28 protein-coding genes are annotated in these 24621 nt (G+C 68.3%); 13 read left to right on the forward strand and 15 right to left on the reverse strand.

Going from position 1 to position 24621, the window contains the following annotated elements; all coding sequences use genetic code 11:
• Positions 1-843 precede the first annotated feature (843 nt).
• Positions 844-1170 carry a hypothetical protein gene (locus NF4_RS11060; RefSeq protein ID WP_063127176.1) on the reverse strand — a complete coding sequence of 109 codons (327 nt, stop codon included), beginning with the start codon at positions 1168-1170 and terminating at the stop codon, positions 844-846.
• On the reverse strand, positions 1163-1462 hold the full coding sequence (locus NF4_RS11065) for a hypothetical protein (RefSeq protein WP_157120161.1): 300 nt from the start codon (positions 1460-1462) through the stop codon (positions 1163-1165). The genes NF4_RS11060 and NF4_RS11065 overlap by 8 nt, the downstream gene beginning before the upstream one ends.
• 325 nt (positions 1463-1787) lie before the next feature.
• Between NF4_RS11065 and NF4_RS11070 the strand changes: the two genes are divergently transcribed.
• Both NF4_RS11070 and katG read left to right on the forward strand, forming a co-directional pair.
• Positions 1788-2195, forward strand: a complete 408-nt coding sequence (locus NF4_RS11070; protein WP_373863723.1) for a Fur family transcriptional regulator — start codon at positions 1788-1790, stop codon at positions 2193-2195.
• A 25-nt stretch (positions 2196-2220) separates the two neighbouring features.
• Positions 2221-4401, forward strand: a complete 2181-nt coding sequence (gene katG, locus NF4_RS11075; RefSeq protein WP_063127178.1) for a catalase/peroxidase HPI — start codon at positions 2221-2223, stop codon at positions 4399-4401.
• 379 nt (positions 4402-4780) lie between these two features.
• Here the strand turns inward: katG and NF4_RS11080 are convergent, their stop codons facing one another.
• Positions 4781-5296: a DUF1579 family protein gene (locus NF4_RS11080; RefSeq protein WP_063127179.1), complete on the reverse strand. Its 516-nt coding sequence runs from the start codon at positions 5294-5296 to the stop codon at positions 4781-4783.
• A gap of 571 nt (positions 5297-5867) precedes the next feature.
• Between NF4_RS11080 and NF4_RS39775 the strand changes: the two genes are divergently transcribed.
• Genes NF4_RS39775 through NF4_RS11090 form a run of 3 tightly spaced genes read left to right on the forward strand, consistent with a single transcriptional unit; the run spans position 5868 to position 7446 of the window.
• A complete protein-coding gene (locus NF4_RS39775) occupies positions 5868-5993 on the forward strand; it encodes a hypothetical protein (RefSeq protein WP_269749591.1) in 126 nt (41 codons plus the stop codon).
• A 41-nt stretch (positions 5994-6034) separates the two neighbouring features.
• Positions 6035-6913: an SCO6745 family protein gene (locus tag NF4_RS11085; RefSeq protein WP_063127180.1), complete on the forward strand. Its 879-nt coding sequence runs from the start codon at positions 6035-6037 to the stop codon at positions 6911-6913.
• A 53-nt stretch (positions 6914-6966) separates the two neighbouring features.
• Entirely contained in the window at positions 6967-7446 is a 480-nt protein-coding gene (locus NF4_RS11090; RefSeq protein ID WP_063127181.1) for an OsmC family protein, read from the forward strand.
• Between the two features lie 113 nt (positions 7447-7559).
• Here NF4_RS11090 and NF4_RS11095 read toward each other — a convergent pair whose 3' ends face one another.
• The 3 genes from NF4_RS11095 to NF4_RS11105 all read right to left on the reverse strand — a co-directional run bounded on the left by NF4_RS11095 (position 7560) and on the right by NF4_RS11105 (position 8997).
• Positions 7560-7847, reverse strand: a complete 288-nt coding sequence (locus NF4_RS11095; protein ID WP_157120163.1) for an imine reductase family protein — start codon at positions 7845-7847, stop codon at positions 7560-7562.
• 155 nt (positions 7848-8002) lie between these two features.
• Positions 8003-8398, reverse strand: a complete 396-nt coding sequence (locus tag NF4_RS11100) for an SRPBCC family protein (RefSeq protein ID WP_198165294.1) — start codon at positions 8396-8398, stop codon at positions 8003-8005.
• Positions 8395-8997 (reverse strand): CGNR zinc finger domain-containing protein, encoded by a 603-nt coding sequence (locus NF4_RS11105; protein WP_063127183.1) that lies wholly within the window; start codon positions 8995-8997, stop codon positions 8395-8397. Before NF4_RS11105 ends, NF4_RS11100 begins: the two co-directional genes overlap by 4 nt.
• Before the next feature lie 21 nt (positions 8998-9018).
• Here NF4_RS11105 and NF4_RS11110 point away from each other — a divergent pair, with 21 nt between their 5' ends.
• A complete protein-coding gene (locus NF4_RS11110) occupies positions 9019-9471 on the forward strand; it encodes a VOC family protein (protein ID WP_063127184.1) in 453 nt (150 codons plus the stop codon).
• Positions 9472-9477: 6 nt separating this feature from the next.
• Here NF4_RS11110 and NF4_RS11115 read toward each other — a convergent pair whose 3' ends face one another.
• Both NF4_RS11115 and NF4_RS11120 read right to left on the reverse strand, forming a co-directional pair.
• Positions 9478-10017 carry a hypothetical protein gene (locus NF4_RS11115; RefSeq protein WP_063127185.1) on the reverse strand — a complete coding sequence of 180 codons (540 nt, stop codon included), beginning with the start codon at positions 10015-10017 and terminating at the stop codon, positions 9478-9480.
• A 38-nt stretch (positions 10018-10055) separates the two neighbouring features.
• Complete coding sequence (locus NF4_RS11120) at positions 10056-10703, reverse strand: DUF308 domain-containing protein (RefSeq protein WP_063127186.1); 648 nt, start codon at positions 10701-10703, stop codon at positions 10056-10058.
• 115 nt (positions 10704-10818) lie between these two features.
• Here NF4_RS11120 and NF4_RS11125 point away from each other — a divergent pair, with 115 nt between their 5' ends.
• On the forward strand, positions 10819-11160 hold the full coding sequence (locus tag NF4_RS11125; protein WP_063127187.1) for a DUF6191 domain-containing protein: 342 nt from the start codon (positions 10819-10821) through the stop codon (positions 11158-11160).
• A gap of 97 nt (positions 11161-11257) precedes the next feature.
• Positions 11258-12475 carry a TerC/Alx family metal homeostasis membrane protein gene (locus NF4_RS11130; RefSeq protein WP_063127188.1) on the forward strand — a complete coding sequence of 406 codons (1218 nt, stop codon included), beginning with the start codon at positions 11258-11260 and terminating at the stop codon, positions 12473-12475.
• Between the two features lie 77 nt (positions 12476-12552).
• Here the strand turns inward: NF4_RS11130 and NF4_RS11135 are convergent, their stop codons facing one another.
• A complete protein-coding gene (locus NF4_RS11135; RefSeq protein ID WP_063127189.1) occupies positions 12553-13182 on the reverse strand; it encodes a maltokinase N-terminal cap-like domain-containing protein in 630 nt (209 codons plus the stop codon).
• A gap of 18 nt (positions 13183-13200) precedes the next feature.
• Positions 13201-14157, reverse strand: a complete 957-nt coding sequence (locus tag NF4_RS11140) for a hypothetical protein (RefSeq protein ID WP_084533034.1) — start codon at positions 14155-14157, stop codon at positions 13201-13203.
• Positions 14158-14574: 417 nt separating this feature from the next.
• Here NF4_RS11140 and NF4_RS11145 point away from each other — a divergent pair, with 417 nt between their 5' ends.
• The 3 genes from NF4_RS11145 (at position 14575) to NF4_RS11155 (ending at position 16968) form a co-directional block, all read left to right on the forward strand.
• Positions 14575-15777 carry a tyrosine-type recombinase/integrase gene (locus NF4_RS11145; protein WP_063127191.1) on the forward strand — a complete coding sequence of 401 codons (1203 nt, stop codon included), beginning with the start codon at positions 14575-14577 and terminating at the stop codon, positions 15775-15777.
• A 247-nt stretch (positions 15778-16024) separates the two neighbouring features.
• On the forward strand, positions 16025-16525 hold the full coding sequence (locus NF4_RS11150; RefSeq protein ID WP_063127192.1) for a hypothetical protein: 501 nt from the start codon (positions 16025-16027) through the stop codon (positions 16523-16525).
• Positions 16526-16740: 215 nt separating this feature from the next.
• Entirely contained in the window at positions 16741-16968 is a 228-nt protein-coding gene (locus NF4_RS11155; protein ID WP_063127193.1) for a hypothetical protein, read from the forward strand.
• On the opposite strand, the gene NF4_RS38555 is transcribed toward NF4_RS11155, so the two are convergent.
• The 4 genes from NF4_RS38555 to NF4_RS11170 form a co-directional block, all read right to left on the reverse strand.
• A complete protein-coding gene (locus tag NF4_RS38555) occupies positions 16934-17491 on the reverse strand; it encodes a PEP-utilizing enzyme (RefSeq protein WP_198165295.1) in 558 nt (185 codons plus the stop codon). The two genes, NF4_RS11155 and NF4_RS38555, sit on opposite strands and share 35 nt — an antisense overlap.
• The gene (locus NF4_RS11160) at positions 17416-18600 is read right to left on the reverse strand and encodes a PEP/pyruvate-binding domain-containing protein (RefSeq protein WP_198165296.1); all 1185 of its coding nucleotides are present in this window, start codon (positions 18598-18600) and stop codon (positions 17416-17418) included. The genes NF4_RS38555 and NF4_RS11160 overlap by 76 nt, the downstream gene beginning before the upstream one ends.
• A 2-nt stretch (positions 18601-18602) precedes the next feature.
• Positions 18603-18893 carry a hypothetical protein gene (locus NF4_RS38560; RefSeq protein ID WP_198165297.1) on the reverse strand — a complete coding sequence of 97 codons (291 nt, stop codon included), beginning with the start codon at positions 18891-18893 and terminating at the stop codon, positions 18603-18605.
• A gap of 658 nt (positions 18894-19551) precedes the next feature.
• Positions 19552-20322, reverse strand: a complete 771-nt coding sequence (locus NF4_RS11170; RefSeq protein WP_063127194.1) for an SDR family NAD(P)-dependent oxidoreductase — start codon at positions 20320-20322, stop codon at positions 19552-19554.
• Positions 20323-20538: 216 nt separating this feature from the next.
• Here NF4_RS11170 and NF4_RS11175 point away from each other — a divergent pair, with 216 nt between their 5' ends.
• Positions 20539-21279: an SDR family NAD(P)-dependent oxidoreductase gene (locus NF4_RS11175; protein ID WP_063127195.1), complete on the forward strand. Its 741-nt coding sequence runs from the start codon at positions 20539-20541 to the stop codon at positions 21277-21279.
• Here NF4_RS11175 and NF4_RS11180 read toward each other — a convergent pair.
• Positions 21180-23999, reverse strand: coding sequence for an ATP-binding protein (locus NF4_RS11180; protein ID WP_232330406.1), 2820 nt, complete (start codon positions 23997-23999; stop codon positions 21180-21182). The two genes, NF4_RS11175 and NF4_RS11180, sit on opposite strands and share 100 nt — an antisense overlap.
• A gap of 220 nt (positions 24000-24219) precedes the next feature.
• Between NF4_RS11180 and NF4_RS11185 the strand changes: the two genes are divergently transcribed.
• Entirely contained in the window at positions 24220-24576 is a 357-nt protein-coding gene (locus NF4_RS11185; protein ID WP_063127392.1) for a VOC family protein, read from the forward strand.
• The last annotated feature ends 45 nt before the right edge of the window (positions 24577-24621 follow it).

Below are 24621 nucleotides of genomic sequence, written 5' to 3' on the forward strand. Positions count from 1 at the left end.
GAACAACAATTTATGTCGCCGAATCGAGACTTTTGCCCTGCCTGCGATGGCGGACGGTGGGCTCACCGGGCGTGAATTCGATCCCGAAAGGAAATAAAGCGCGTAGATCTATACCCGGCGGTTATAAAATTCCGGGCTCGTCCACCGGTCGGCCGTATCTGCCGGAAATCCGCTGGAAGGCACCAGGTATTGCGCCGTTCTTCGGCGGGAGGGATGGCTGTGCGACCGCCACCCGGCGGGCCCGCCGTCTTCGGAGTCCGCACTGTGTGTGCACGCATCGTTACCGTCCCTGGGTTGGGATACATGCAGGTCACGGATGTGGCTCGGAGTGATGTCGGGATCGCTGATCAGGAAGCGAACATCGTCGGTATTCATAGGCTGCACCAAATCGCCTTCGGCCGTGGCTTAGCTTTACGCCTGTTGTCCCGGTCGATTCTCCGCAACCCCGACAATCGGGAGAACCCTTTGTTGTGCCGATCTGCCCGTAATTCGGGCAATCGGACCGGCAGTCGTCGGAGTGCATTCTCGATAATCTCGACGACCAGCTTCGGAACGCCATAATAAGCGAGGTCGAGCGAGGTCCGCAAACGCCGGCTCCCGGAGTCTCCTAAAAGCGGCCTCGAGGGCGCATGACAGGCGCAAAGGGTACTTCGGCGTGCTAAGTGATTCGGGAGGCGCTTCGGAATCGGGCGGACCGTGCGGCTCTCGGCAGAGTTCGGCCGGAGAGGTCCTCGGTCCGCCGGGTGGGCGCGAGGGATCGAAGGGCGCGTGCCCACGGCCCGGGCGGGCGGGAGGAGGGCGTGCGCGATGGCCGGACGTCCCGGTGGACGGCGGCGGCAGGGCTCAGGCGGTGGGCCGGAGGCTGGACAGCACCCGGATGGCGTCCGACAACGGGATCATGCGCTCCGGCTGTTCACTGGACAGGCCCAGTTCGATGTATTGGCGGATCAGCATCGATGGGGTGAGGCAGTGCGCCGCGGCGACCTCGCGTATGCGCTCGCGCATATCCTGCGGGAGTTTGAGCGAGGTGGTGACCATCCCGCGTTCCACCTCGTCGGTGGTCGGTGGGAGCGGCGGCACCTGCGCGGTGTCGTCGAAGGCCAGTCCGTCGAGGAACTGTTCGGCTTCAGCGGCGCTGCGCGGGAAACCGGGGTCGGGTTCGTTATTCATCTCGGGTCGCCTCCCATGCGGTGAATTCGGCGAGCTGACGGTCCCCCATGGGCGCGGCCATGAGGATCTGCCATCGGTCGGGGTGCGAACGCGGTCGCAGGACCACCACCAGTGGCCGCCCGTCCTCGGTACGGCCCCATACGGTGAGCACCGCCAGTGCCTGGGCGGTGGTCGCCGGACGCGACCACCGCCGCGGCGAGTACAGCACCTCCACCACTTCCCAGGCCGCGACCTCGAAGTGCCGAAGGAACGGTTCGCTGGACGCGTGCCATTCGTACTCCACGACTGCCACGATAATACCTCGGTATTACCGCGGTGACGGCGCGATCTCCCTGTGCGGGGTGGCGCACTCCGCGCTGCGCGGCCGCTGTCGCCGCCGGGCCGGCGCAGCCGCGGGCGGCCGTACCGATTGCGGCGATAACCCTGCGGCGGACTGTGGAACGCATATATCCTCCGGGCGGATCGGCGTCGTTCGTGAAGTGCGGGCATCTATCCCGGGTACCTGGACCGACCCGGGCCTGCTGTGCGCGCTCAAATCTTGATTCGAGCTGATACTTGATTCATTCAAGAAAAACGGTAAGCTCCGAATCGTGACCACGACCGCGGAGTTCGAGAACATGTTGCGCGAGGCGGCGCTCCGTGTGACCGCACCGCGTCTGGCGGTGCTGAGCGCGGTACACGAGCGCCCGCACTCCGATACCGACTCGATCATCGGCCGGGTGCGTGAATCCCTGGGAGCGGTGTCACATCAAGCCGTGTACGACGTACTGCGGGCGCTCACATCCGCCGGCCTGCTGCGCCGTATCCAGCCCACCGGTTCGGTGGCCCGGTACGAGACCCGGGTCGCCGACAACCACCACCATCTCGTGTGCCGGAGCTGCGGCGCGATCGCCGACGTCGATTGCGCCACCGGCCCCGCCCCGTGCCTGACCGCCGCCGACGACCACGGTTTCACCATCGAGGAAGCCGAGGTCATCTATTGGGGTCTGTGCCCCGACTGCTCCGTATCGCCCAGCCCGAAATGACCCCTGTTTCACCGGAAGGAACGCAGTGTCCGACAGCACCACAGGCCAGTGCCCGTTCGCGGCCAAACACCCGACCACGGGTGCCGGCAACCGTGACTGGTGGCCGAACCAGCTCAACCTGAAGATCCTGCGCAAGAACGCGCCCGCCTCCGATCCGATGGAGCCCGACTTCGACTACGCGACGGAGTTCAAGACCCTCGACCTGAACGAGGTCCGCCGCGATATCACCGAGATCCTGACCAACTCGCAGGACTGGTGGCCCGCCGACTTCGGTCACTACGGCCCGCTGATGGTCCGGATGGCCTGGCACAGCGCCGGCACCTACCGCACCATCGACGGCCGCGGTGGCGGCGGTGGCGGCATGCAGCGTTTCGCGCCGCTGAACAGCTGGCCCGACAACGGCAACCTGGACAAGGCCCGCCGGCTGCTGTGGCCGGTCAAGAAGAAGTACGGCAAGAAGCTGTCCTGGGCCGACCTCATGATCTTCGCCGGTAACGTCGCGCTGGAGTCCATGGGATTCAAGACCTTCGGCTTCGCCGGCGGCCGCGCCGATCTGTGGGAACCGGACGAGGACGTCTACTGGGGCCCCGAGTCGGTATGGCTCGAAGACGAGCGTTACACCGGTGACCGCGATCTGGAAAGCCCACTGGGCGCCGTCCAGATGGGTCTGATCTATGTGAACCCCGAAGGCCCGAACGGCAATCCGGACCCGCTGGCCTCGGCCGTGGACATCAAGGAAACGTTCGGCCGGATGGCGATGGACCACGAGGAAACCGTCGCGCTGATCGCCGGCGGCCACACCTTCGGCAAGACCCACGGTGCGGGTGATGCCGCGCTGGTCGGCGTCGAACCCGAGGGCGCGCTCATCGAGCAGCAGGGTCTCGGCTGGAAGAGCACGCACGGCACCGGTAAGGGCGGCGACGCGATCACCAGTGGCCTGGAGGTCACCTGGACCACCAGGCCGACCCAGTGGACCAACGAATTCTTCGAGATCCTGTTCGGTTACGAATGGGAGCTCACCCAGAGCCCGGCCGGCGCCAACCAGTGGGTGGCCAAGGACGCCGACGCGATCATCCCGGACGCGCATTCGGATGCCCGCAAGAAGCCGACGATGCTGACCACCGACCTCGCCTTGCGCTTCGACCCCGAGTTCGAGGTCATCTCGCGTCGCTTCCTGGAAAACCCGGACCAGTTCGCGGACGCCTTCGCCCGCGCCTGGTACAAGCTGACCCACCGCGATATGGGCCCGATCGAACGGTACCTCGGCGCGGAGGTGCCCTCCGAGGTACTGCTCTGGCAGGACCCGATCCCGGCCGTGGATTTCGAGGTGATCGACGAAGCCGATATCGCCGCGCTCAAGGAGCAGGTGCTGGCCACGGGCCTGACCGTGCCGCAGCTGGTATCCACGGCATGGGCGTCGGCATCGACGTTCCGGTCCAGCGACAAGCGCGGCGGCGCCAATGGCGCCCGCATCCGGCTGGAACCGCAGAAGAGCTGGGATATCAACGAACCCGAGCAGCTGGCGACCGTACTGAGCGCACTGGAGAAGATCCAGGAATCGTTCAACGGCGCCCAGACCGGCGGCAAGAAGGTATCGCTGGCCGACCTGATCGTGATCGCCGGCGCCGCCGGTGTGGAGGAGGCCGCGAAGGCGGCAGGCGTGCAGGTCACCGTGCCGGTGGCGCCCGGTCGTAACGACGCGCTGCAGGAGCAGACCGATGTCGATTCCTTCGGTGTGCTCGAACCGCGCGCCGACGGATTCCGCAACTACATCGGCAAAGGCCACCGGCTGCCGTCGGAGCACCTGCTGATCGACCGCGCGAACCTGCTGAACCTGACCGCTCCGGAGATGACCGTGCTGGTCGGCGGTCTGCGGGTACTGGGCGCGAACTACAAGCAGTCGCAGCAGGGTGTGTTCACCGAGAACGTCGGGACGCTGACCAACGATTTCTTCGTGAACCTGCTCGATATGGGTATCGAGTGGAAGTCCATCGACGAATCCCAGGAGACCTTCGAGGCCCGCGATACCGCGACCGGCGAGGTCAAGTGGACCGGTACCCGCTACGACCTGCTGTTCGGTTCGAACTCCGAACTGCGTGCGGTGGCCGAGGTGTACGCGGCCGACGACGCGAAGGAAAAGTTCGTGCGTGACTTCGTCTCCGCCTGGAACAAGGTCATGAACGCGGATCGGTTCGATCTGGCCTGATCCGGCCGGAGTGACCGCACCGCGGTAGCGGATCGCCCGGGAATCTTCGGATTCCCGGGCGATCCGTCGTTTCCGGGGCAGCGCCGCCAGAAGTAATGGTGGACGACCCCGCTGCGGTCGGGGATCTGCTCCAGGTGAAAAATCGGCCGGGGAGTTCTTCGAGCCGCTCCCAGAGGCGTTCACCGTCGCCGAGATCGGGCGGTGTCACCGCCCGATCCGAATCGAGGTGCCGGGCCAGGTCGCCCGCCACCTTGCCCGGCCACACCGCCGACCTCAGTGAAACCGAGCGCCACGCGCTGCAACAGGGTCGGGAAGTACGGCGCGGCCAACGCTGCACCGCGCATATCGGCGATTTGCTGGATGGGAGCTCGACTCGCCGCTATTTGCGGCGAGTCAGATCGACCCGGTCGGCGAGCATCTCCTGTCGCCCAGGTGGGGTGAAGAATATTTCCATGAGAACGTGATCGGGCGAGTCAAAAGTGATCTTGGTGCGCATCGGGATGGTCTGGCCCACGGGCTGCAGGCCCAGGATGCCCGGGTCGGTGAATTCACCGGTCATCTCGATGTCGGCCTGGCTACCTGATGCTTTGGCGCCCTTGTAGCTCATGGTCATCGGGGTCACGTTGTCGACGGTGGTCCATTCGTAACGGTCGTCGGTCGGTCCGTAACCGAGTAGTCCGTATCGGTAGTAGGGCCGGCTGCCTGTGCTGCCCTCTGCCTCTTCCTGCAGGAAATTGTTGCCGGTCTCGGCGATCCAGCTCCACCGTGACACGATCTGGCCTCGGGTGGGGTTGTCCGGGGTGCCACCGGCGACGAAGGTGGATTTGGCACCGTCCCATTCGCCGACCAGCTGGTTGAGCCGGCGGTGGCCGGGATCCTGGTTCTCGGGCGACACGGCTGCCACCGTAGTCGTCGGCGATGTGGAGGGCGATTCCGTATTGGACGAGCATCCGGCCAGAAGCCCCGCTATCGCGGCGACTGTGATCGGCAGTAGCCGTGATCGGTTCGATCTCATTCGTTCAGTCCTAGTCGTGCAGAGTTGGATCAGGGCGCTGACGTCGACGCCGGAATGCCCGTCGGCAAAGACTGAGCAGTGCGTGTGGTAGGCGGACGTGTCCCGCCGATCGGAAGGCGCACCTGTATGCGACCGAGCGGTCTTCCTTGTGACGCATCATATTTCATTCCCAAGACACGATACGTGGCGCGTATCCGGGGCAGGGGGCAGCCTTATCAGGAGTTTCGATGTAGACCGGCACGTATCGTGGCCGGAACTGCCGGGTGACGGTCCAATGCCATGCGCCGCAACGAACCCAGCCCGGCGGACGATCCTGTCGGCGGCCGCGCGCCCGCGTCCCGATGTTCAGCGGATACTATCGGCGTGCGCGGCGGCCCATTGACCGAAGGTGCGCGGTGGGCGGCCGGTTACCCGCTGGCTGTTCGGGTCGGCTTGTGCGGCACATTCGACGGTGGACCTGCCCGACCCGCCGCTGCGCACGATCATCGGCCCGGGAGCCCGGCGCACGGTGGCCATGGCATGGGATCAGCGGGATATGGACTACAGCCGGGACCTCGAATTCCAATGGCCCGCGTGAACACTCGAATCGGCAGGAGCCTGGCGCAGTAGCGTGGCGGCATGAGCACCGAACTCCCCGCCTTCGCGCGGCAGGCCTGGCGCCTGCTCGAACCACTGCACGCTGTCAGCTACTTCTCACCCGAACCATTGCAGGCGCTGAAAACGGCAGGATATCGCGGTTTCTGGATGGGTTACTTCGCCGGCCGCGCCGCCCCGCTCGGCGCGGCCGGTCCCGAAGTGGTGCACGCGCTGTTCTACAACTTCACCATCGAGCGCGTGCGCGCGGCCCTGCCCGCCGCATGGGAATTCGCCGCCCCGGACGCGGCGCTGACCGCCCGGGAGCACGGCGCGACCGCGGCGCTGCGCCGCCAGCTCGGGGACCTCGCCGACAGCCCCGAGGTCGCGACGGCGGCCGAACTGGCGGCGCGGACGGCGGCCGCGGCGCCGGCGGAAGGGCGGACGCTGTTCGCCGCCAACCGGGCACTACCCGAACCGCGGGACCCGGTGGCGCGGTTGTGGCACGCGGCGACACTACTGCGGGAGCACCGCGGCGACGGGCATATCGCCGCGCTGGTCGCCGCCGGAATCGACGGACGCGAAGCGCATGTGCTGCAGACCCTGGCGAACCGGGTTCCACGCGAGATCTACACGGTATCCAGGGATTTCGACGACGCGGAATGGGCGAACCGGCTGGACACACTGCGCGGCAAAGGACTGGCCTGCGACAACGGCCCCACCGAGCACGGCCGGACGGTGAAGGCCGAGATCGAGGCGCGGACCGACGCGGCGGCCGCGCCGGCGTACGCGGTGCTGGCTCCCGGCGAACGCGCGGAACTGCTCCGGACACTGCGCCCCCTGGCCCGCGCGGTCATGGCGTCCGGGGAGATCCCGGCGGTCACTCCGATCGGATTGGATCTGCGGGACGAATCGAACGACTGAACCGCCGCTCCGCCGTTCGACAAACTACCCCGGCACGGGCGACGATCACGGGCATGGCAGGGAAGACGCACCATTACGAATGCCGCACCGAGTGGACGGGGGCGGGTGAACGAGGGACGGTCGACTACCGGTCCTACGACCGCGCCCACGTATCCCGGGCACCGGGGCGCCCGGACCTGCCGGGATCCGCCGACCCGGCCTTCCGAGGCGACGCGAGCCGCTGGAATCCGGAGCTGCTGTTGCTCGCCTCACTGAGCCAATGCCATCTGCTGTGGTATCTGCACCTCTGTGCGACCGGAGGGGTCACGGTACTCGATTACCGGGACGACGCGGTGGGGACCATGGCCGAGGACAGCGACGGCGGTGGCCGTTTCACCGGGGTGGAGTTGCGCCCGGTGGTCACCGTGGCGGCCGCGGAGATGGCCGACCGGGCGCGGGAACTGCACCGCGCCGCCCATGCGAAATGCTTCATCGCGGCGTCGGTGAACTTCCCGGTCACCCATTCACCGCGTATCGAGGTCGCCGCCGGCTGATCCGGGGCGGTGCGCGTCCAGTTCGGGGTAGTGGCAGCCCAATGGCATACCACCAGCACCCCACCCGGACAGCCGGTACTGCCGAATGCCGTGCCAAGTGATCGCCTGGCCGTTCAGCCGATCTCCTCGATGGTCCGTGACAGCGAGAGTGTGCCGTGTCCGGCGGAGACCTGCCTGTCGATGAGGGCTTTCAAGGGGGTGAGCAGATCGGGTGCGAGCCCGGCATCGCTGGTGGCGCGGAGGATCGCGTCGACCGCTGCCTTGTGCAGAGCGATGTTCTGCGTGTTTGTGCGGTAATCGCCTGCGTCGATCATCTCTGCGTGCGCTGCAAGCGACTGTGCCGACGTCTGTGCCTGCCCCACCACTCGCCTTTCGCCCAGGGCGAAAACGCCGCCGATCACGATGGCTGAGCCGGGCCGGGTCCGGCTCGCCGACGCCCGTGATGTCTACCTGAACACGACGATCGGTGCGCCGAATACCCGCCGCAGCTACGGCATCGCGCTGGACGCACAGCCAGGACTACAGGCTTGGCGCCGGATCCCGCTCGGATGCACCACTACCCCAGTTCGGCGGCCAGCTGGTCCATGACCTGCTGCCAGTGCGCCCGCTGCTGTTCACGCTGGGCGGCGCTCGACATCCGTTCCTGATGGAAACGGACGCGGGTCCGGTGCCCGGCCGCGGGTGTGAGCGTGACCTGCACGGTGGTCGGGCCGTAGGTGAGACGGATACGTTCCTCGGGGCGGTAGCTGCGTATTTCGCCGGTCACTCCGGCGTCGGTGCGGTATTGCGCGCCGGGCGCGAAGGTGGGGTCGGCGCCGGAGCCCAGCCAGCAGGCCAGACCCGCCGCGCCGGTGAGGTGGTCCCAGACGATATCCGGCGGCTGGGGCAGTGTTCGGGAGACGCCGATCTGCCAGCCCGCGTCCGCGGTGAGTCCGGTGGGCATGGTGGTCATCCTTCTTTCTCGGGAGTGCGGGCGCGGTGCGCGCGTACTTTGTTGCGGTTGCCGCAGTGCTCCATCGAGCACCACCGGCGGCGGCCGGGCCGCGAGGTATCGACGTAGATGAGCTGACAGTCGGCGGCCGAGCAGGTCCGGATACGGCCGGCGTGCGGCCCGGTGAGCAGGTCGATCGCGTCGCGGGCCACGGTCGACAGCAGTGCGGTGCCGGTGCCCGGCGTCCAGGCGCGGGCACCGGTGGCGGTGATCCGCGGGATCAGTGGTGGCGCGGCGGCGAAGTCGTTCAGCACGTCCAGGTCGCGGGCGGTGGACGGTTCGCCGTGGGAGCGGGCGCGGGTGATCTCGAAGAGGGTGTCGCGGAGATGACGTGCGGCGGTGACCTCGGCCGCGGCGATCGTGACCTCGGGAGTGGGGGTGAGCCGGGATCGCCCGGCCCAGGTGACGAGGTCGGTGGGAGTGTGCAGGATCTCGTAGACGCGGTACGGGCCCGGGCCGCCGGTGGGCAGCAGTTCCAGGCACAGCGCACCGGGGTCGAAGTGGTAGTCGACGCCGGTGCGGGAGCGCAGCGTCAGGCCGGGGCTTGCACCAGAAGTCATGTAACCACTATAACTGGTTACATGACCTTGGGTTGGAAACTCGTCATCGACAGCGCGAACGCACCCGCCATCGCCGACTTCTGGGCCGCAGCCCTGGAATACGAACCGGAAGACCAGAGCGCGCTGATCGACCAGCTACTCGCCGCCGGCCACCTCGACCCGGGCGCCGTCACCGAACACGGTGGCCGCAAAACCTTCCGCGGTCTGGCCGCGGTCCGCCACCCGGACGACCCGTTCGACCCCTACACCGGTATCGGCCAGGGCCGCCGACTGCTGTTCCAGGACGTCCCAGAAACCAAAACCGTGAAGAATCGGCTGCACATCGATATCCACAGCACCCCGGGCGGCCTCGACGACCTGGTGGCCCGCCTCGAACAGCTCGGCGCGACCCGCGTCCGGGAAGTGGATCAGGGCCCCGCCGGACACTGGTGGGTCATGCTGGATCCCGAAGGCAACGAATTCTGCGTCTCCTGACGCCGGCTACCAGACCAGGGTGAAATCCGGGATACGCACCCGGCCGAAGAAACGTTTGGCGATATCACTGCCGTCGAAGTTGTAACCGTTCATGATGTCCGCCAGTTCGGTCGCCAGCTCCTGCAACTGCGGGCTCACGCATTCGATACCGTCCTCGATCACCCATCCCCAATCCCGGGGCACGTTGTCGATGGTGATGTCGATGCACCCGTGGTGCGGGAGATCCACGGTGATCACGATCTGCACCGGGGCGTCACCGAGCGGATCCCGGACCGCCGGTTCACCGAACCGGGTCTGTGGAGCGAACATCATGCGGCCCAACGCGATATCGGCACGGATCATCTCGGCTACCGCCGGCAGATCGGCATGTTTACCGACCCGATGATGGCGATCACCGTAGGTGCGGTCACCGGTCGCCGAATAGCCGGAGCGGTCCAGCATCCGGTCCAGCATGCGTTGCGCGGTCGCGCGCTCGTCGGCGCCGGTATTGGGGTGCTCGATGAGAGCCCGCAGGCGCATGATCCGATGGCTCGCAATGATCGCCATACCGGGAAGAGTATCGAAACCGGGGCCCTTCCGGCGTCTCAGTCGCGGGTGCGTCCCCCGGAACCTCCAGCGCTCGCGATCACCGTCGTCAGATGCTCGTCCGGAGTCGGCGAATCCGCTTCCGCGCCACGCACCGCCGCCGGCGAGCGGACCGCCGTCCACACCTCCAGAACTCCGAAAACGGTGATACAGCACCCCGCCACCAGCGCCAGCGTCGCGATATCGTCGAACGGCGCGATCGCGACCACCAGACCCGCGGTGAGCGTCACCAGACCGAACACTTCCTGTTTTCCGCTTCCGGTGATCTCGTCGTCGTCCCACACCCCCGCCACGGCGTGCGCGATTCCCCGCACCGCCCACGCCAGCCCCAGCCACATGGCCAGCAGCAGCGTCCAATCGCCCGCCCGGAAGCACAGGGTCGCGGTCACCAGCGATGCCAGCGCCGCCACCAGCAGCAATACCCGCGGAAACCGGCCCAACCGGCTCCCGAATGCCACCGCGGCCAGGGTCACCGCACTGCACAACAGCGAGAACATGAAAAGGTTGCCGACCGTGCCCAAGGATTTGTCCGGCCAGATCACCGTGGCCACCCCGATCACCACCGAACAGACCCCCATCGCCAGCACCGTCTGGCGGACACCGCGACCGAACACCGGAGCGGCGTCCGCTTCCTCGTAGGTCGGCATAGCAAAATGATATGGGTCCGGACCCCGTATTGCCGCACGGTTGCCGGGAGTGTCCGTTCAGCCCCCTGACATCGCCGGGGCACAGCACCGCCGGCACCCCGCCTACAATCCCGCTATGGGAGTCGTGTGGGCGATGACACTACCCGGCCTGGTGTGCCTGCTCATCGCCGTCTCGTTCGCCGAAGTGGTCGTCAACCGCCTCACCGGCGGCCGGTTCCTGCCGTGGACCCGGCGGCGCGGCTCCCGCACCGTGGCGGCCACCGGATTCGAACAGGTATCGGCCATGTTCCAGGGATCCAAGCACATCGAATTCGAACAGCGGCAGCACACACTGATGCACCGGGACGAAGAAAACGACGCCGCGCCGCCGCTGCTCGCCTTCGACTCCGCCACCAACCGGGTCACCCTCCGTCCGGTGACATCCACAAACTCCGCGCCCGCACCGCACCCGGAGTAGCCCGACCTCCCCGACGCCACCTGCACCGGTCCGCCGGCCCGCGGATCCGGAGCTACAGTCGCCCCAGCACCACCACGCGACCCGTCAGGAGGCCGAGGTGACCGTTCCCCCGCTGGCATGGGCGTGCGCACTCGCACTGATCGCGGGCCTGCTGCTGTTCGACTTCTTCTTCCACGTCCGCACCGCGCACACACCGTCGCTGACCGAGGCCGCGATCTGGTCGGCCGCCTACGTGGGTATCGCCATCCTGTTCGGGTTCGTGGTGTGGGTGTTCGGCGGTCCGACCATGGGCGTCGAATACTTCGCCGGATACATCACCGAAAAAGCCCTGTCGGTGGACAACCTGTTCGTGTTCCTCATCATCTTGACCACCTTCCGGGTACCCGGCGCGGCACAGCAGAAAGTGCTGCTGGCCGGCATCGTGTTCTCGCTGGTGGTCCGCACCGGATTCATCTTCGTCGGCGCCACCCTCATCAACCGTTTCGCCTGGGTTTTCTACGTATTCGGCGCCACACTGCTGATCACCGCGGGGAACATGCTGAAACCGGAGAGCGAGGACAGCCATTCCGAGGACACTGTCGTGTTGCGCCTGGCCCGCCGGCTCCTGCACACCACCGACAGCTACGACGGCGACAAACTGGTCACCGTCGTCGACGGCCGGCGCAGACTCACCCCGATGCTGCTGGCCATGATCGCCATCGGCGGCACCGATGTCCTGTTCGCGCTGGACTCGATCCCCGCGATCTTCGGCCTCACCCAGAACGTTTTCCTCGTCTTCACCGCCACCGCGTTCTCCCTGCTCGGGCTGCGTCAACTGTTCTTCCTGCTCGAAGGACTGCTCGACCGCCTGATCTACCTCGGCTTCGGCCTGGCCGCCATCCTCGCCTTCATCGGGGTCAAACTCGTCCTGCACGCGCTGCACCACAACACTGTGCCGTTCATCAACCACGGTGACCCGGTGCCGGTCACCGAGATATCCACCGCCACCTCACTGGGGGTGATCGTCGTCGTACTACTGGTGACCGTGGCGGCCTCCCTGCTCAGCCCCGCCGGACGCGCCCAGACCGCGGTCGCAGGCGCCCGCCGGCACGCCACCCGCTACCTCGACCTCGGCTACGAAGCGGATCAGATCCTGCGTGAACGCACCTACGCGAAGATGACCGCCGAAGAGAACACGATCGCCGCGCTGCCGCGTAAATACACCCGGCGGATCCGGGAGGGCGAAGCCGAACTCATCGCGCTGCTCGAACGCGCGCATATCGTCCACGCCGACCGGGTGGCGCGGACGGAAGCCGGTTTGCCGCTGCGCATGTGACGAGGCGGTGACCGGGTCACCGAGGCGGGTGGCGCGCTCCGCGGGCACCGTCGCCCGAGGGCGCGGTCACCGCACTGTCAGCGCAGTTCCGAGAGGACCACGCTGCGCACGGTGCCGCCGTCGGGCGCGGTCCACGGTACGACCACCTGCCCGGAACGCAGGACCGGCTCCGAGCGGCCCAGCACGCGGTGCACCCGTAGTTGCCCGTCGGCGACGGTGATATCGGTGCCGACCGGATTCTCCGCGGCCGATATCGGTGCCGAGCCGGTCACCGGGAGGTCGGCGGCGGCGACCAGAACGCTCAGGTCCGGGGTATCGCTCTCGGTGCCGTGCTGGGCCCGCGCACCGCCGGCCAGTAACGCCACCATCCGATCGACGGCCACCGGGTCCCGGGTGCCGTCGTATATCCAGCGGGTACCCAGCACGCCGTGCTCTGCGGTACCGAGCAGCGCCTCGGGATCGGCGTCGATCGCCGCATCTCGATAACTCAGGGGCACGAAGTACGTGATCGGCTCGGCACCTCCGGTGTCGGTCACCACCAGGAACTCGATCCCCACCGCCCCGGACGGGTCGTCGAGCCGGAACCCGCCGACCCGCCGCAGGTCCTCGGCTCTCCCCGGACCCGAATACCACGGGCGGCTCGGGAGCCAGCGGCCGAGCAACTCCAATTTCGACGGTGCCATCGTTGTGCGGTGGATGAGAGCCATACCGGAGATTGTGCTACGTCAGACGGCGTCGCCGGTGGATACCGGCGCGGCCGGCGGCCGGGTGGCGCGGTCGGCGAGGAGATCGTCGAGCTGACGTTCGGCGCGTTCGGCACGAGCCAGGGTCTGGGTGCGGGCGTGCTCCAGTGCCTCCAGCCGCTGTGCGGCCTCCGCACGTGCCTTCTCCAGCCGATCCCCTGCTTCGGCGCGGGCGGCCGCGAGATCCCCCGCGGCGCTCCGGCGCACCTCGGCGAGTTCGGCGCGTAGTGCGTCGGTGTCCGCGCGCAGGCGTTGCAGTTCGGACCGCATCTCCTGGGCGGTCTGGGCCCGTTCGGCGGCGGACTGTTCCGCACGTTCGAGGGCGCGCTCGGTATCGGCGGCACGCTGGACGGCCAGATCGCGTTCGGCCGCCGCGGCGGATTCACGCTGGGCGCATTCCCGTCGCATCCGCTCGATTTCGGTATCGGCGGCGCGTCGGGCCCGTGCCATCTCTTGGTCGCAGTGGTCGCGGAGCTGTTGCTGCTGCTGTTCCGATTCCGCGCGGGCGGTGCGGATCTCGTCTTCGGCCGCGCTGCGCGCCGCGAAGATATCGTCGGCGGCGCGGGCGGTGACCCTCTCGACTTCGCGCAGGGCTTCGTCGCGGTCCCGTACGGCTGCGGCGGTACGGGAATCCGATTCGGCGATGCGCGCTTCCGCTTCCTCGGCCGCCCGCGCGGCGTCCTCGGCGGCTTCTTCGGCCCGTGTCCGGGCGTCGACGGCGTCGCGTCGCGACTGTTCGGCGGCGGCTGCGGCCATGTCGGCTTCGGCGATTCGGCGGGCGGCATCGGCTTGCACCGCCTGGACCTGCGCTTCGGCGGCGGCCGGGTCGGCGAGGGTGTTCATTTCGGTGACCGCGGCGGACAGGGTCGTCCCGAGTTGGTCGGCGAGGGTGCGGAATTGAGCGAGTAGTTCATCGGCGCGGAGTCGCGCAGTGGTCACTGGACCTTTAGCAGGTGTCACAGTGACGGTTTCGGTTGGTGACTCCCCTTCCTGTTGGAGGCGCTGGCGTTCACGCCATGCGCGCCAGCGAGTGTGGTCCGGGAGGTCGCAGTATTCCGAGGGCCGGCCGGGGCCGGTGGGCTTGGCGAGAGGCCGGCTGCAGCCGGGGTAGTTGCAAACAGTGGGCACCGGAGAATCGTAGCGTTGTTTCGTTGGCGGACTACGTATTTACACGAAACGTAACCGGGCGGGTCGCCGACTGAGGTTCGAACGGCTCGAAATTCCTAACCTCCGATAAGTGAACATTATCGGAGGTTAGGACGGTAGACTGCGGCGAGACCATCCGGCGTGCAATATGTTTCGTTTCGTTTATGCAAACCAAACGCATTACGTTACGTAATTACCGAGGGGATAACAGTGACCGAATACGACACCGATCTCGCGCTACCCGACACCGTCCGCACCGAACTCCGGCGCGGCGTCACCAGCGTCCTCGTCGACACGGCCGCTCTGCGACAGGTCCGGGAACGCTTCGACAGCGACCAGGCCACCGCGCTCGGCCGCTACCTCACCGCCTCCCAGTCCCCGAACACGGTGCGCGCCTACCGCACCGACTGGATCGCCTGGGCTGCCTGGTGCGCCACGGAGAACCGGTGCGCACTCCCCGCCGATCCCCTCGATATCGCCGTCTACCTCGCCGCCGCCGCGGACGCCCGAACACCCGACGGACGCCACGCCTACAGTCCGGCCACGCTGGAACGTAAGTCCGCCGCCATCGCCGCCGTGCACGCCGCCAACGGACTGGCCGCGCCCACCCGCAGCGACGTCGTCCGCCTCACCCTGCGCGGCATCCGCCGCACCCGCCGCAGCCGGCCCCACCGCAAACGACCGATCCTGCTGCACACCCTCGGCGAACTCCTCGACGGACTCCCCGAGCCCGGCTGGCCCGGCGAACCCGCCCGCCGCCGGGACACACTGCTGCTGCTCCTCGGCTTCGCCGGGGCCCTGCGCCGCAGCGAACTCGCCGGTCTACGGCTCGCCGATATCCACTTCGGGACCGACCACGGCACCGGGGAACCGCTGCTGCTGATCCACCTGCCCACCACCAAAACCGACCCCACCGGCATCACCGAACAACACGTCGCGCTCCCGCGCGGCCGCCAGGCACACACCTGTCCCGTCTGCGCGTGCGCCGACTGGATGCGAATGCTGGCCGTGCACACCGAGAACCCCGCGAACCTGCGCCCCTGGGTCGAGCAACTACCCGCCGCGGACCCGCGGATCCACCGCTGCCACGGCTACCACCCCGATCCGCGGCTGCGGCCCGACCAACCCCTGTTCCCCGCGATCAACCGGCACGGCGGCCTCGGCGCCACCGCACTGTCCGGGCGAGCGGTCGCCGAACTCGTCAAACGCTACGCGGCACGCGCGGGCCTGGATCCCGCCCTGTTCTCCGGCCATTCGCTGCGCGCCGGCTTCGCCACCCAGGCCGCCCTCGGTGGCGCCGCCGACCGCGAGATCATGCGGCAGGGCCGATGGAGCAACCCGCGCACCGTGCACCGCTACATCCGCACGGCCGATCCGCTCGCCGACAACGCGGTCACCAAACTCGGGCTCTGACAACGAGCCCGGTGGCGGTTCCGGTGACGGAGAGGTCTCGGTATGGCATCCGCCGATGTCGCGGGTGCACCTATCGGTCGGCGTCACGCGGGGGCCGCGTCCGATAACCGCGATATACCGCCCGAGCTGGGCTTTCCCCGCCAATTTTTCTCCGAACGTGACCTCTGGTCCCGCGTCCGGCTGTGCGAGGATATGAGCGCTCCACGAGTCAGTCCGTTTCAAACCCCCCCTTTGGAAGGATGCTCAGATGGCGCAAGAAACCAGCACTGCCACCCGTTCCAGCAACGGAACCAGTCAGCAGGAAATCCAGAGCCTGGACATGCTGCGCATGGGCCTGGATGAAATCCGGCAGGAATGCCAGAACGCGCGGCAGTACGCGCAGCAGGCACAGAACATCGCCCGGCAGGTGCAGCAGCAGGCCCGCCAGGTCCAGCACCAGTCGCAGGTCGCGCAGAGCCAGGCCAATCAGGCCAACAACCAGGCGCAGCAGGCCCGCCAGCAGGCGATGCAGGCGCAGAACCAGGCGCAGCAGGCGCTGAGCGAGGCCGACCGGGCCCAGGCTCAGGCTCAGCAGGCCCAGAGCGAGGCCAACCAGGCCGCTCAGCGCTGTCAGTCGGCCCAGGACCAGTCGGACCAGGCCGCCCAGCTCGCGCAGCAGGCCGAGGATCAGTCCAGCCGCTCCCAGGATCGCGCCATGCAGTGGGAGCTGCAGTTCCACCAGCTTCGCCAGCAGATGCGCCAGTTCTAACCGAGCCGGGCCTCCGGCCGGGCGATCGCCCGGTAACCGGAGCCGGACGGGGTCCGGTGAACTGGCCAGTTCACCGGACCCCGTACTCGTATACGGCCGGTGCCGCCTGGGCCCGATTACCGGACTCGGTCGCTGAGCGAGCGGAAGCGTCGGACCGACGATGGCAGGAAGATCGCGGTGATCAGCAGCGGTCAGATCGACGCCGCCATGATCGAGTGCTGCGTCAACCACCTGCCCCCTTCCCGGCCGGGATTTACCCGAAGCCGGGGCGCAAGGGACTCGGCGTCGAGGTGCTCGTCGCCGCCGGGATAGACCTCGTCGGCAGCCGGCCGGGACTCGGCCCGAACACCCGCATCGAAGACGAGACCGAACTGCGCCCACGCGAGGGCATCGGCGGTGTCGCCGATCTCATCGCCCGGCGCAGAACCGGGGCCGAGCAGTAGATCCGCCCGATCCGGCGTTGCCGAGGAGCACGGAGTGCGCGGCGGTGAGGCGTTCGGTGTCCTCGCGCGGGGTGTGATCGCCCGATGCCCGGTCCGCCCATTCGAGTAATCGATGCAGGTGGGGATTGGTGGCGGGGGTGTAGATGTGGGGGTTTCCGACGGTGACCTCACCGGTGGTTCCGTCGATGGCGATGAGGGTGCCTTCGGGGATGGTGTTCCCCGGTGTTCGTATCGACGTGGCGTCGACCGAGAGGTCGGTGACCCGCACAACGGCAGGTTTGCCCAGGGCCCGGGCGACGACGGCGGCGTGGCAGGCGGGTCCGCCGCGGGTGGTGAGGATTCCGGCGGCGGCCGCGAGGCCGTGCATATCGAGCGGGGAGGTATCGGGCCGCACCAGGATGACCGGACCGGCGGCGGCCATGCGGACCGCGGTGTCGGAGGTGGTCGCTATGCGGCCGACCGCGACGCCCGGGCAGGCGCCCAGTCCTCGGGCGAGGATATCTTCCAGGCTGTCGAGAGCCATTCGCGGGATGCGGGCGTGCCGAAGCTGGTGCGGAGTGATCCGCAACAGCGCCTCCCGCTGTTCGATGAGTCCTTCGTCGGCGAGGTCCACCGCGGCACGGACAGCGGCACCGGCGGCCATTTCCCGCGGTGGACCTGCAGGATCCAGAATTCGCCGGCTTCGATGGTGAATTCGAGACAGCAGGAGTCGCGGAAGTGCGCTTCGACCCGGGCCAGCGCCGCGACGAGACGGGACCACACGGCCGGCTCCCGCGCGGCCAGTTCGTGCAGCGGCAGCGTCGGCGACCGTCCGGACACGACATCATCGCCCTGACCACCGAACAGAACGTCGCCGAAGGGCACGGGGTCGCCGGTGTTCGGGTTGCGGCTGAACGCGACACCGGTACCGCTGTGGTCGTCGCGATGCCCGTACACCATCGCCTGCACGGTCACCGCCGTCCCGCGGTCGGGCGGGAGATCGTGGATCGCGCGGAATGTACGCGCACGCGGTGTGTCCCAGGAGGAACAGACTGCGGCGATCGCCAGCTCCAACTGCCGGAACGGGCTGTGCAGGACTTGCTGCCCTGCGTGCTGGGAGATGACGTGCTCGGCAGCTCGGATCGCGTGGTGGAAGAGTGCGTGCCCCGCGGCGACGTCCTGGTGGATCGCTCGGTCCGCACCGGAATTCATTCCGACCGCACCGGCGACGGTGGACGCGAAGCTCGACAAGAATCGCAGCCGGGTGGCCAGAGCGAACCGGGGATTGCCGGTCTCGGCGGCCAATCCGCGTGTGGCCTCGGCGGTGAGACCGAGGTTGAGCACGGTGTCCATCATGCCCGGCATCGACACTGCCGCACCGGAGCGGACGGATACCGTCAGCGGCTTCCGTGTGTCGCCGAGCCTGCGGTGGGTGGCGGCTTCGAGGCCGGCGAGCTCGACGGCGAGCTCGGAACGGAAGCCGTCGGGAAAGTGTCCGTCACGCAGGAAGGCGCGGCAGACCTCGGTGCCGACGACGAAGCCGGCGGGGACGGGCAGACCCAGGCGGCGCAGCTCGATGAGCCCGTATGCCTTGGCGCCCAAAACGTCCGCCGGTTGTTCGGTCGCAGTGGAAAGCGGGTGGATGTATCGCATGGTCAGAATCTCGGGATGCCCAGGGTCACCAGGAGATCTTCGTGCAGCTGGAACCACACTGTGTGATACGACGAGGTGTCGGTTGCCACGTAGTCCGGCTCGCCGGCCCGAGCGCGCGCGAGAGCGTCGGCGAGCCGGAGGCCGTATCGCCGGAATCTGGGCAGAGCCGCCGACAGGTGCGCGCAGACGATCTGCGCGCGCGTGTCCAGGTCGGTCAGTCGATCGAGAACGCGGGCGTCGTATTCGGAATCGATGTGGTCGTTCGCGGTCACGATCCCGTGTGCGGACCGCATCTGCCATGCCGTGCACAGGTCGAGCATTTCCGAGTTGAGTGGGAGAAAGCGGGGTACGCCGCGGTGACGGCGGCGCCTGTCTTCGTAGTGTCCAGCTCGTAGGCGATCTGTTCCGCGTTCAGCACACGCCCGGCGTCGGTCAGACCCCACCCTCCGAAATCGCCGCTCGAATGCGTAACGAGCCCGTTCACGGACAGTGCGATCAGATTTTTTTCGACCACAGGTTCCGGCATCCCGGTCGCTGCCGTTAACCGGGCGACACCGGCATGACCGATACAGCGGAGGGAATGCAGTATGAGCCGCCCGGTGTCGGCGGGACCTCGCGATGCGGTGGGCGTCATGACCGGGCTCCCCGCGCTGGACGAGTGGTTTCCGGACTCTCGCCGACCCGGGCGGCGAACCGCTGCTGCGCCGCTTGCCTGGACACACCGAGGTGGGCGCCGACCTCGGTCCACGACAGACCGGTGCGCCGCGCCTGGCCTAAGCACGTTGACGAGTGCCGGATTCCGAAATCGGCAATCAGAAGAACTCACAGTTTCTAATTTGATAATCGTGGCGTGTCGCGGCGTAGGTTGTGTGTCAGGCAGTGTGAGTCGACCTCGCGAGGGCGGGAGCCGGGTGCGGCCAGAAAGGCCGAAGCGGTAGTAACGGAGGGGATTCAGACCATGATCGCGGGGACCGCGGTGATCAGACCACCGTCCACCAGCAGATCCTGGCCGTTGATATAGGACGCCTCGTCCGACGCCAGAAAAGCGACCGCGGCGGCGATATCCGCCGGGGAACCCAACCGTGCCGCAGCCACCGACGAGATCGCGGCGGCCTGCGCCTCCGCCGAGACCTCCGCCCGATACGAAGGCGTGTCGATATAGCCCGGGCTGATCGAATTGACCCGGATCCGGCGCGGGGCCAATTCGGCGGCCAACGTCTGCGCCAGATTCCGGACAGCCGCCTTGGTCGCCGAATACAGTGCCGCCGCCGGGACACCGCGGTGCACCGCCCACGACGAGTTCACCACGATCGCACCATGATCAGGGACCAACGGCAGCGTCTTCTGGACAGTGAAGAAAACGCCCTTGAAGTTCGTGGCGACCACACGATCGAAGTAGTCGTCGGTGATATCGGGCGCCGGGCGGAACGCGGCGGTCCCGGCGTTCGCGAACACGACATCGAGCCGGCCGAAGCGGGAACGCGCCGTATCCACGAGCGCGTCGAGGTCGGCCGGATCCGCGACATCACCCCGTACGGTGACCAGTCGGTCACCGGCGTCCAGTTCCGCCGCGGCGGCGGCGAGGCCCGCCCGGGCGCGGCCGGTGATGATCACCCGCGCGCCCTCGTCGAGCAGTCGCCGTGCGGTCGCCAGGCCCATACCGCTGCTACCGCCGGTGACGAGCGCGGTCCTACCGTCGAAACGAAAACGAGCACTGGACATTACAGGACCTTTCCCACGGAACGACTGGTTCGATGAACGTCCAACCGGACAGGAACATTCCGGCGCCCGCCGGGCCACTCACGCCCCCGCAAGGAACCGACACCGCCGTCAACGAAGCGACCCGATCGAGGTGACGGGCCGCCACATCCCACGCCACGATCGCACCCCAGTCGTGACCTCGAAATCCATCTCGCCACCCGACGGAGGAAAACACCCATGAGCACAGATCACGCCGTCGCGGTCGTCGTCGGCGGCGCCTCCGGAATCGGCTGGGCCACCGCACAACACGGCCCCCTCGACACCATCGTCGACTGCGCCGGGATCTCCCGGCCCGGCACCCTCACCGACCTCTCCCTCGACGACTGGAAAGCCACCGTCGACGTCTGCCTCACCGGGGCTTTCCTGACCGTCCGCGAAGCCGCCCACGCCCTGCGCGACCACGGATCAGTGGTACTCGTCGCCTCCCTCAACGGCCGCCGGCCCGGAGTCGGGATGGGCGCCTACTGCTCCACCAAAGCCGGCGTACTCATGCTCACCGAAGTCGCCGCCATGGAACTCGCGCCGCGCGGTATCCGCGTCAACGCCGTCAACCCCGGCTTTGTGCACACCCCGCTCACCCACGGCGCCACCCTCGTCCCCGGGCTCGTCGAGGAATACATCGACAACACCCCACTCGGACGCGCCGGCACACCCGGCGATACCGCCCGGACGACCGGCTTCCTCACCTCCGCCGCCGCCAGGCTGTATGACCGGCGCGGCCATCGACCTCAACGGCGGCGCCACACCGAACGCTATCCGGACATCGTCGCGCGCGCGGCAACAGCGCACCGTGACACGCGGTGTGCCGGCCGCCGACATCATCGACTCCGAGGCACCGTGCAGCCGAGTTCCGCGAGCTCTGCCGCACCCGCCGCGGCGAAACCCCCGCCCGCCAGCAACAGCGTCCGGGCCCGCTGATACCCACACTGCGCCGCCTCGAAAGCGGCCGCCACCGCGGGCAACAACTCGGGACTGCCCTCCCACAGCGCAGCGGCACGGTCGACGATCGCACCCGCCACCGGATCACCGGCCACCACCGTCCGAGCCGTCACCACATGCTCCCGCGCCGACGGATCACCGGCCAATACCGCGGACTCGGCACGCAACGCGAAATACCAGTGCCGCCACACCCAGACAACCCGCTGATCCATCTCGTCCGGTTCGGCCGCCAACCCCGACAGCGCCTCGGCGGCACGCCCCTCGTGTAGCAACACCACCGCGTCGAACACCGCGCGGTAGGCGACCTGCTGCTCCCGTGCCACCCCGAGATCGGCGGCGACCGCCAGCCACTCGGCGCGCGCCGGGCCGTCGCCGCGCAAACCGTGGACCATCGCCACCGCGGCCGCCGCCGGAGCAAGCGTCGGAGCATGCGCACGCCCGGAAAGCGTCCAGGCATCGCAGAACCGGCTCGCCGCCGCCAGCACATCATCCACCCGGCCCGCCAGCGCATCCACGACGAGCAACCGCGACGTGGCGAAATCACCCCGCTCCGCCAGCAACGGCAACTCACGCAACTGCTCACCCCACCGACGAGCACCCACCAGATCACCCACACCGAGGCAGGACTCCGCTGCCTCCGCGAGCGCGTTCACCCGCTCCAGCTCACTCGCCGGCGACACCGGCACCCCCACCAGCTGCTCCACCCGCTGCCTGGTCGTCGCGGCGGAAGCGAACGTATCACCGGCCCACAACTGCGCCGCCGCCAGCGCGTCCAGCGCCGCGCTCCGCACCAGCCGGTCCCCGGTCCGCGAGGCCAACTCGACCGCACGCTCGGCCGGACCCAAAGCCGCGGCCCCAACTGCCCCCGGCTCGCCCGTATCGGCCGGCACCCCGCACTCGGCCAACGCCACCGCCGCCTCCGCCATGGCGTCTCCACCGGCCAGCTCACGTGCCTGCGACAGCAAGAGCGCGGCGGCGTCCGTCGGCGGCGACTCGGCGAACGTATCCGACATCCGGTAGACGGTGATCGCGGCCGTCGCCAGATTCGTCGCCGCCCCGGCCGCGTCACCGGCGTCCAGGGCGATCTCCGCAGCCGCCCGGTACAGGCGGAACATGCCCGTGCCGTCCATCCGGCAACCGGCCGTCGCCGCAGCCGACCGCAACGCCGCCGCTCCCGCCACCGGATCGGCGGCGAGCGCGGCGGCCTGCTCGTAGCGGCGCTGGGACTCACCGACCAGATTCCGGGCGAAAGCCAGCTCTGCCAGCGACAGCGCCAGCTCGTACGCGAGATCCCGGTATGCGGGCTGCCCTTCCGCCCAGATCAGGGCCGCACGCATATCGTCGGCCACCGCATCGAAACCGGCTCGCCACGCACCCGTGGCATCCGGCAACCCGCGCGCCAGCGCCGCACCCGTTTCCGTGCACCAGCGCAGATGCCGAACCAGCACCTCGGAACGCTCACCGGCCTCATCGAGTTGCTCCGTCTCGTACTGCCGGATCGTCGTCAGCACGCGGTACCGAGTACCCGACCCGGACAGGACAGCGGTCAGTAGACTCTGCTCGGTGAGCCGCGCCAGACCGTCCGCGACCGCCGCCGGCTCCAACGGCCGGTACCCGGCCACCCGGACGGCATCGGCAGCGGTGAACGGCGCAACGAATACAGCTACTCGCCGGAGCAGACAGCGATCCGGCTCCTCCAGCAGCGCCTGACTCCAGTCGAGCATCGCCCGCATCGAGCGATGGCGGTCATCGGCCCGGCGACCACCGACCAGCAGACGCAGCGGATCGGCCAGACTCGCAATGAGCCCGTCCAAGCCGAGCGTGGGCAGCCGCGCGGCCGCCAGCTCGATCGCCAGCGCCGAACCGTCCAGCCGCCGGCAGATCTCGGTGACCCGCTCCAGCTGCTCCGGATCCACCGGCCAACCCAGCGCGGACGCCCGGTCCAGGAAGAGCGTCACCGCGTCCGACCCGGCCGCCGCGGGCTCGGTCGCCTCACCGACCGACAGTGGGGGAACCACATACACCTGCTCGAACGGCACCACCAGCCGAGCCCGGCTGGTGACCAGCACCGTCACGTCCGGGCACCGGGCCAGCAGCCGTTCGACGAACGGTGCCACCCCCTCCCGTAGATGCTCGCAATTGTCGAGCACGAGCAGCACTTCCCGATCGGCGAGCGCGGTGAGCACCGAATCGTCGAGACTCCGGCCCTGCTGCTCACCCGACCCCAGCGCCCGCGCCACGGCCGCACCCGTCATCTCCGCATCGGTGACCGGGACGAGGTCCACGAACCACACACCGTCGGCGAACTCACCGGCCAGATCCGCGGCGACAGCCAGCGCCAACCGGGTCTTGCCGATACCACCGGGCCCCAGCGCGGTCACCTGACGGTTCGCCAGGACGGCCGCGCGCAGTGCGGCGCGTTCCCCGGCACGGCCGATGAACGAGGTCAACGGCGAAGGCAGCGGCGAGGTGATCTCGTTCGCGCGTCCGGCGGGCGCGAAATCGACCGCGCGGTCGGCGAGGGCCCGCCGGTCGGGGACGCCGACCTTGCGCAACAGCGAGGACACATGTGTTTCCACCGTCCGTACCGAGATGAACAACTGCGCGGCTATCTCGGCATTGCTGCGATGTTGCCCCACCAGGGCCAGGACTTCGGCCTCCCGGTCCGAGATCCCGCCGGCGACCTTCTGCTTCGACACGCCACCCATCTTCGCGTACCCGCCCCGCACCGCTACGGGGGCACGGTTACGTGCTCACTCCGTGGTGCGTTCCGTGGTCGGCACGGATGTGCCGGCTGCCGCCCGTCCATAACGTAATTGCCATGGACGCGCCCCGAACGGACCGGCCGAGTAATCGCCGGCCGAGCGCGGGGACGGCCACCGGCCCACGTCCACCGACACCGACCCACGAGGAGTGACCATGAGCGCCGAACCCACCTTCGGTATCAAGACCGTGCTGCATCCCGTCTCCGATCTCGAGAAGGCCGAAGCGGTGTACACCGCACTGCTCGGCATCCAGCCGCAGACCAAGGGCACCTACTACGTCGGCTTCGACACCGGCGGCCAGCACATCGGACTGGTGCCCGGCGGCGGCCCCCAGGGCATGACCACCCCGGTGGCGTACTGGCACGTACCCGATATCGAAACCAAACTCGCCGCCGTCACCGCCGCGGGCGCCACCGTGCGGGAACCCGTTCGCGATGTCGGCGCGGGCCGCCTGGTCGCCACCGTCACCGATATCGACGGCAATGTGCTGGGCCTGATCCAGGACCGCTGAGCCATCGCCGACCGGCCGCATTCACCGCCTGACCCCACCTCGCCC

Source organism: Nocardia fusca NBRC 14340, assembly GCF_001618425.1.
GTDB lineage: Bacteria > Actinomycetota > Actinomycetes > Mycobacteriales > Mycobacteriaceae > Nocardia > Nocardia fusca.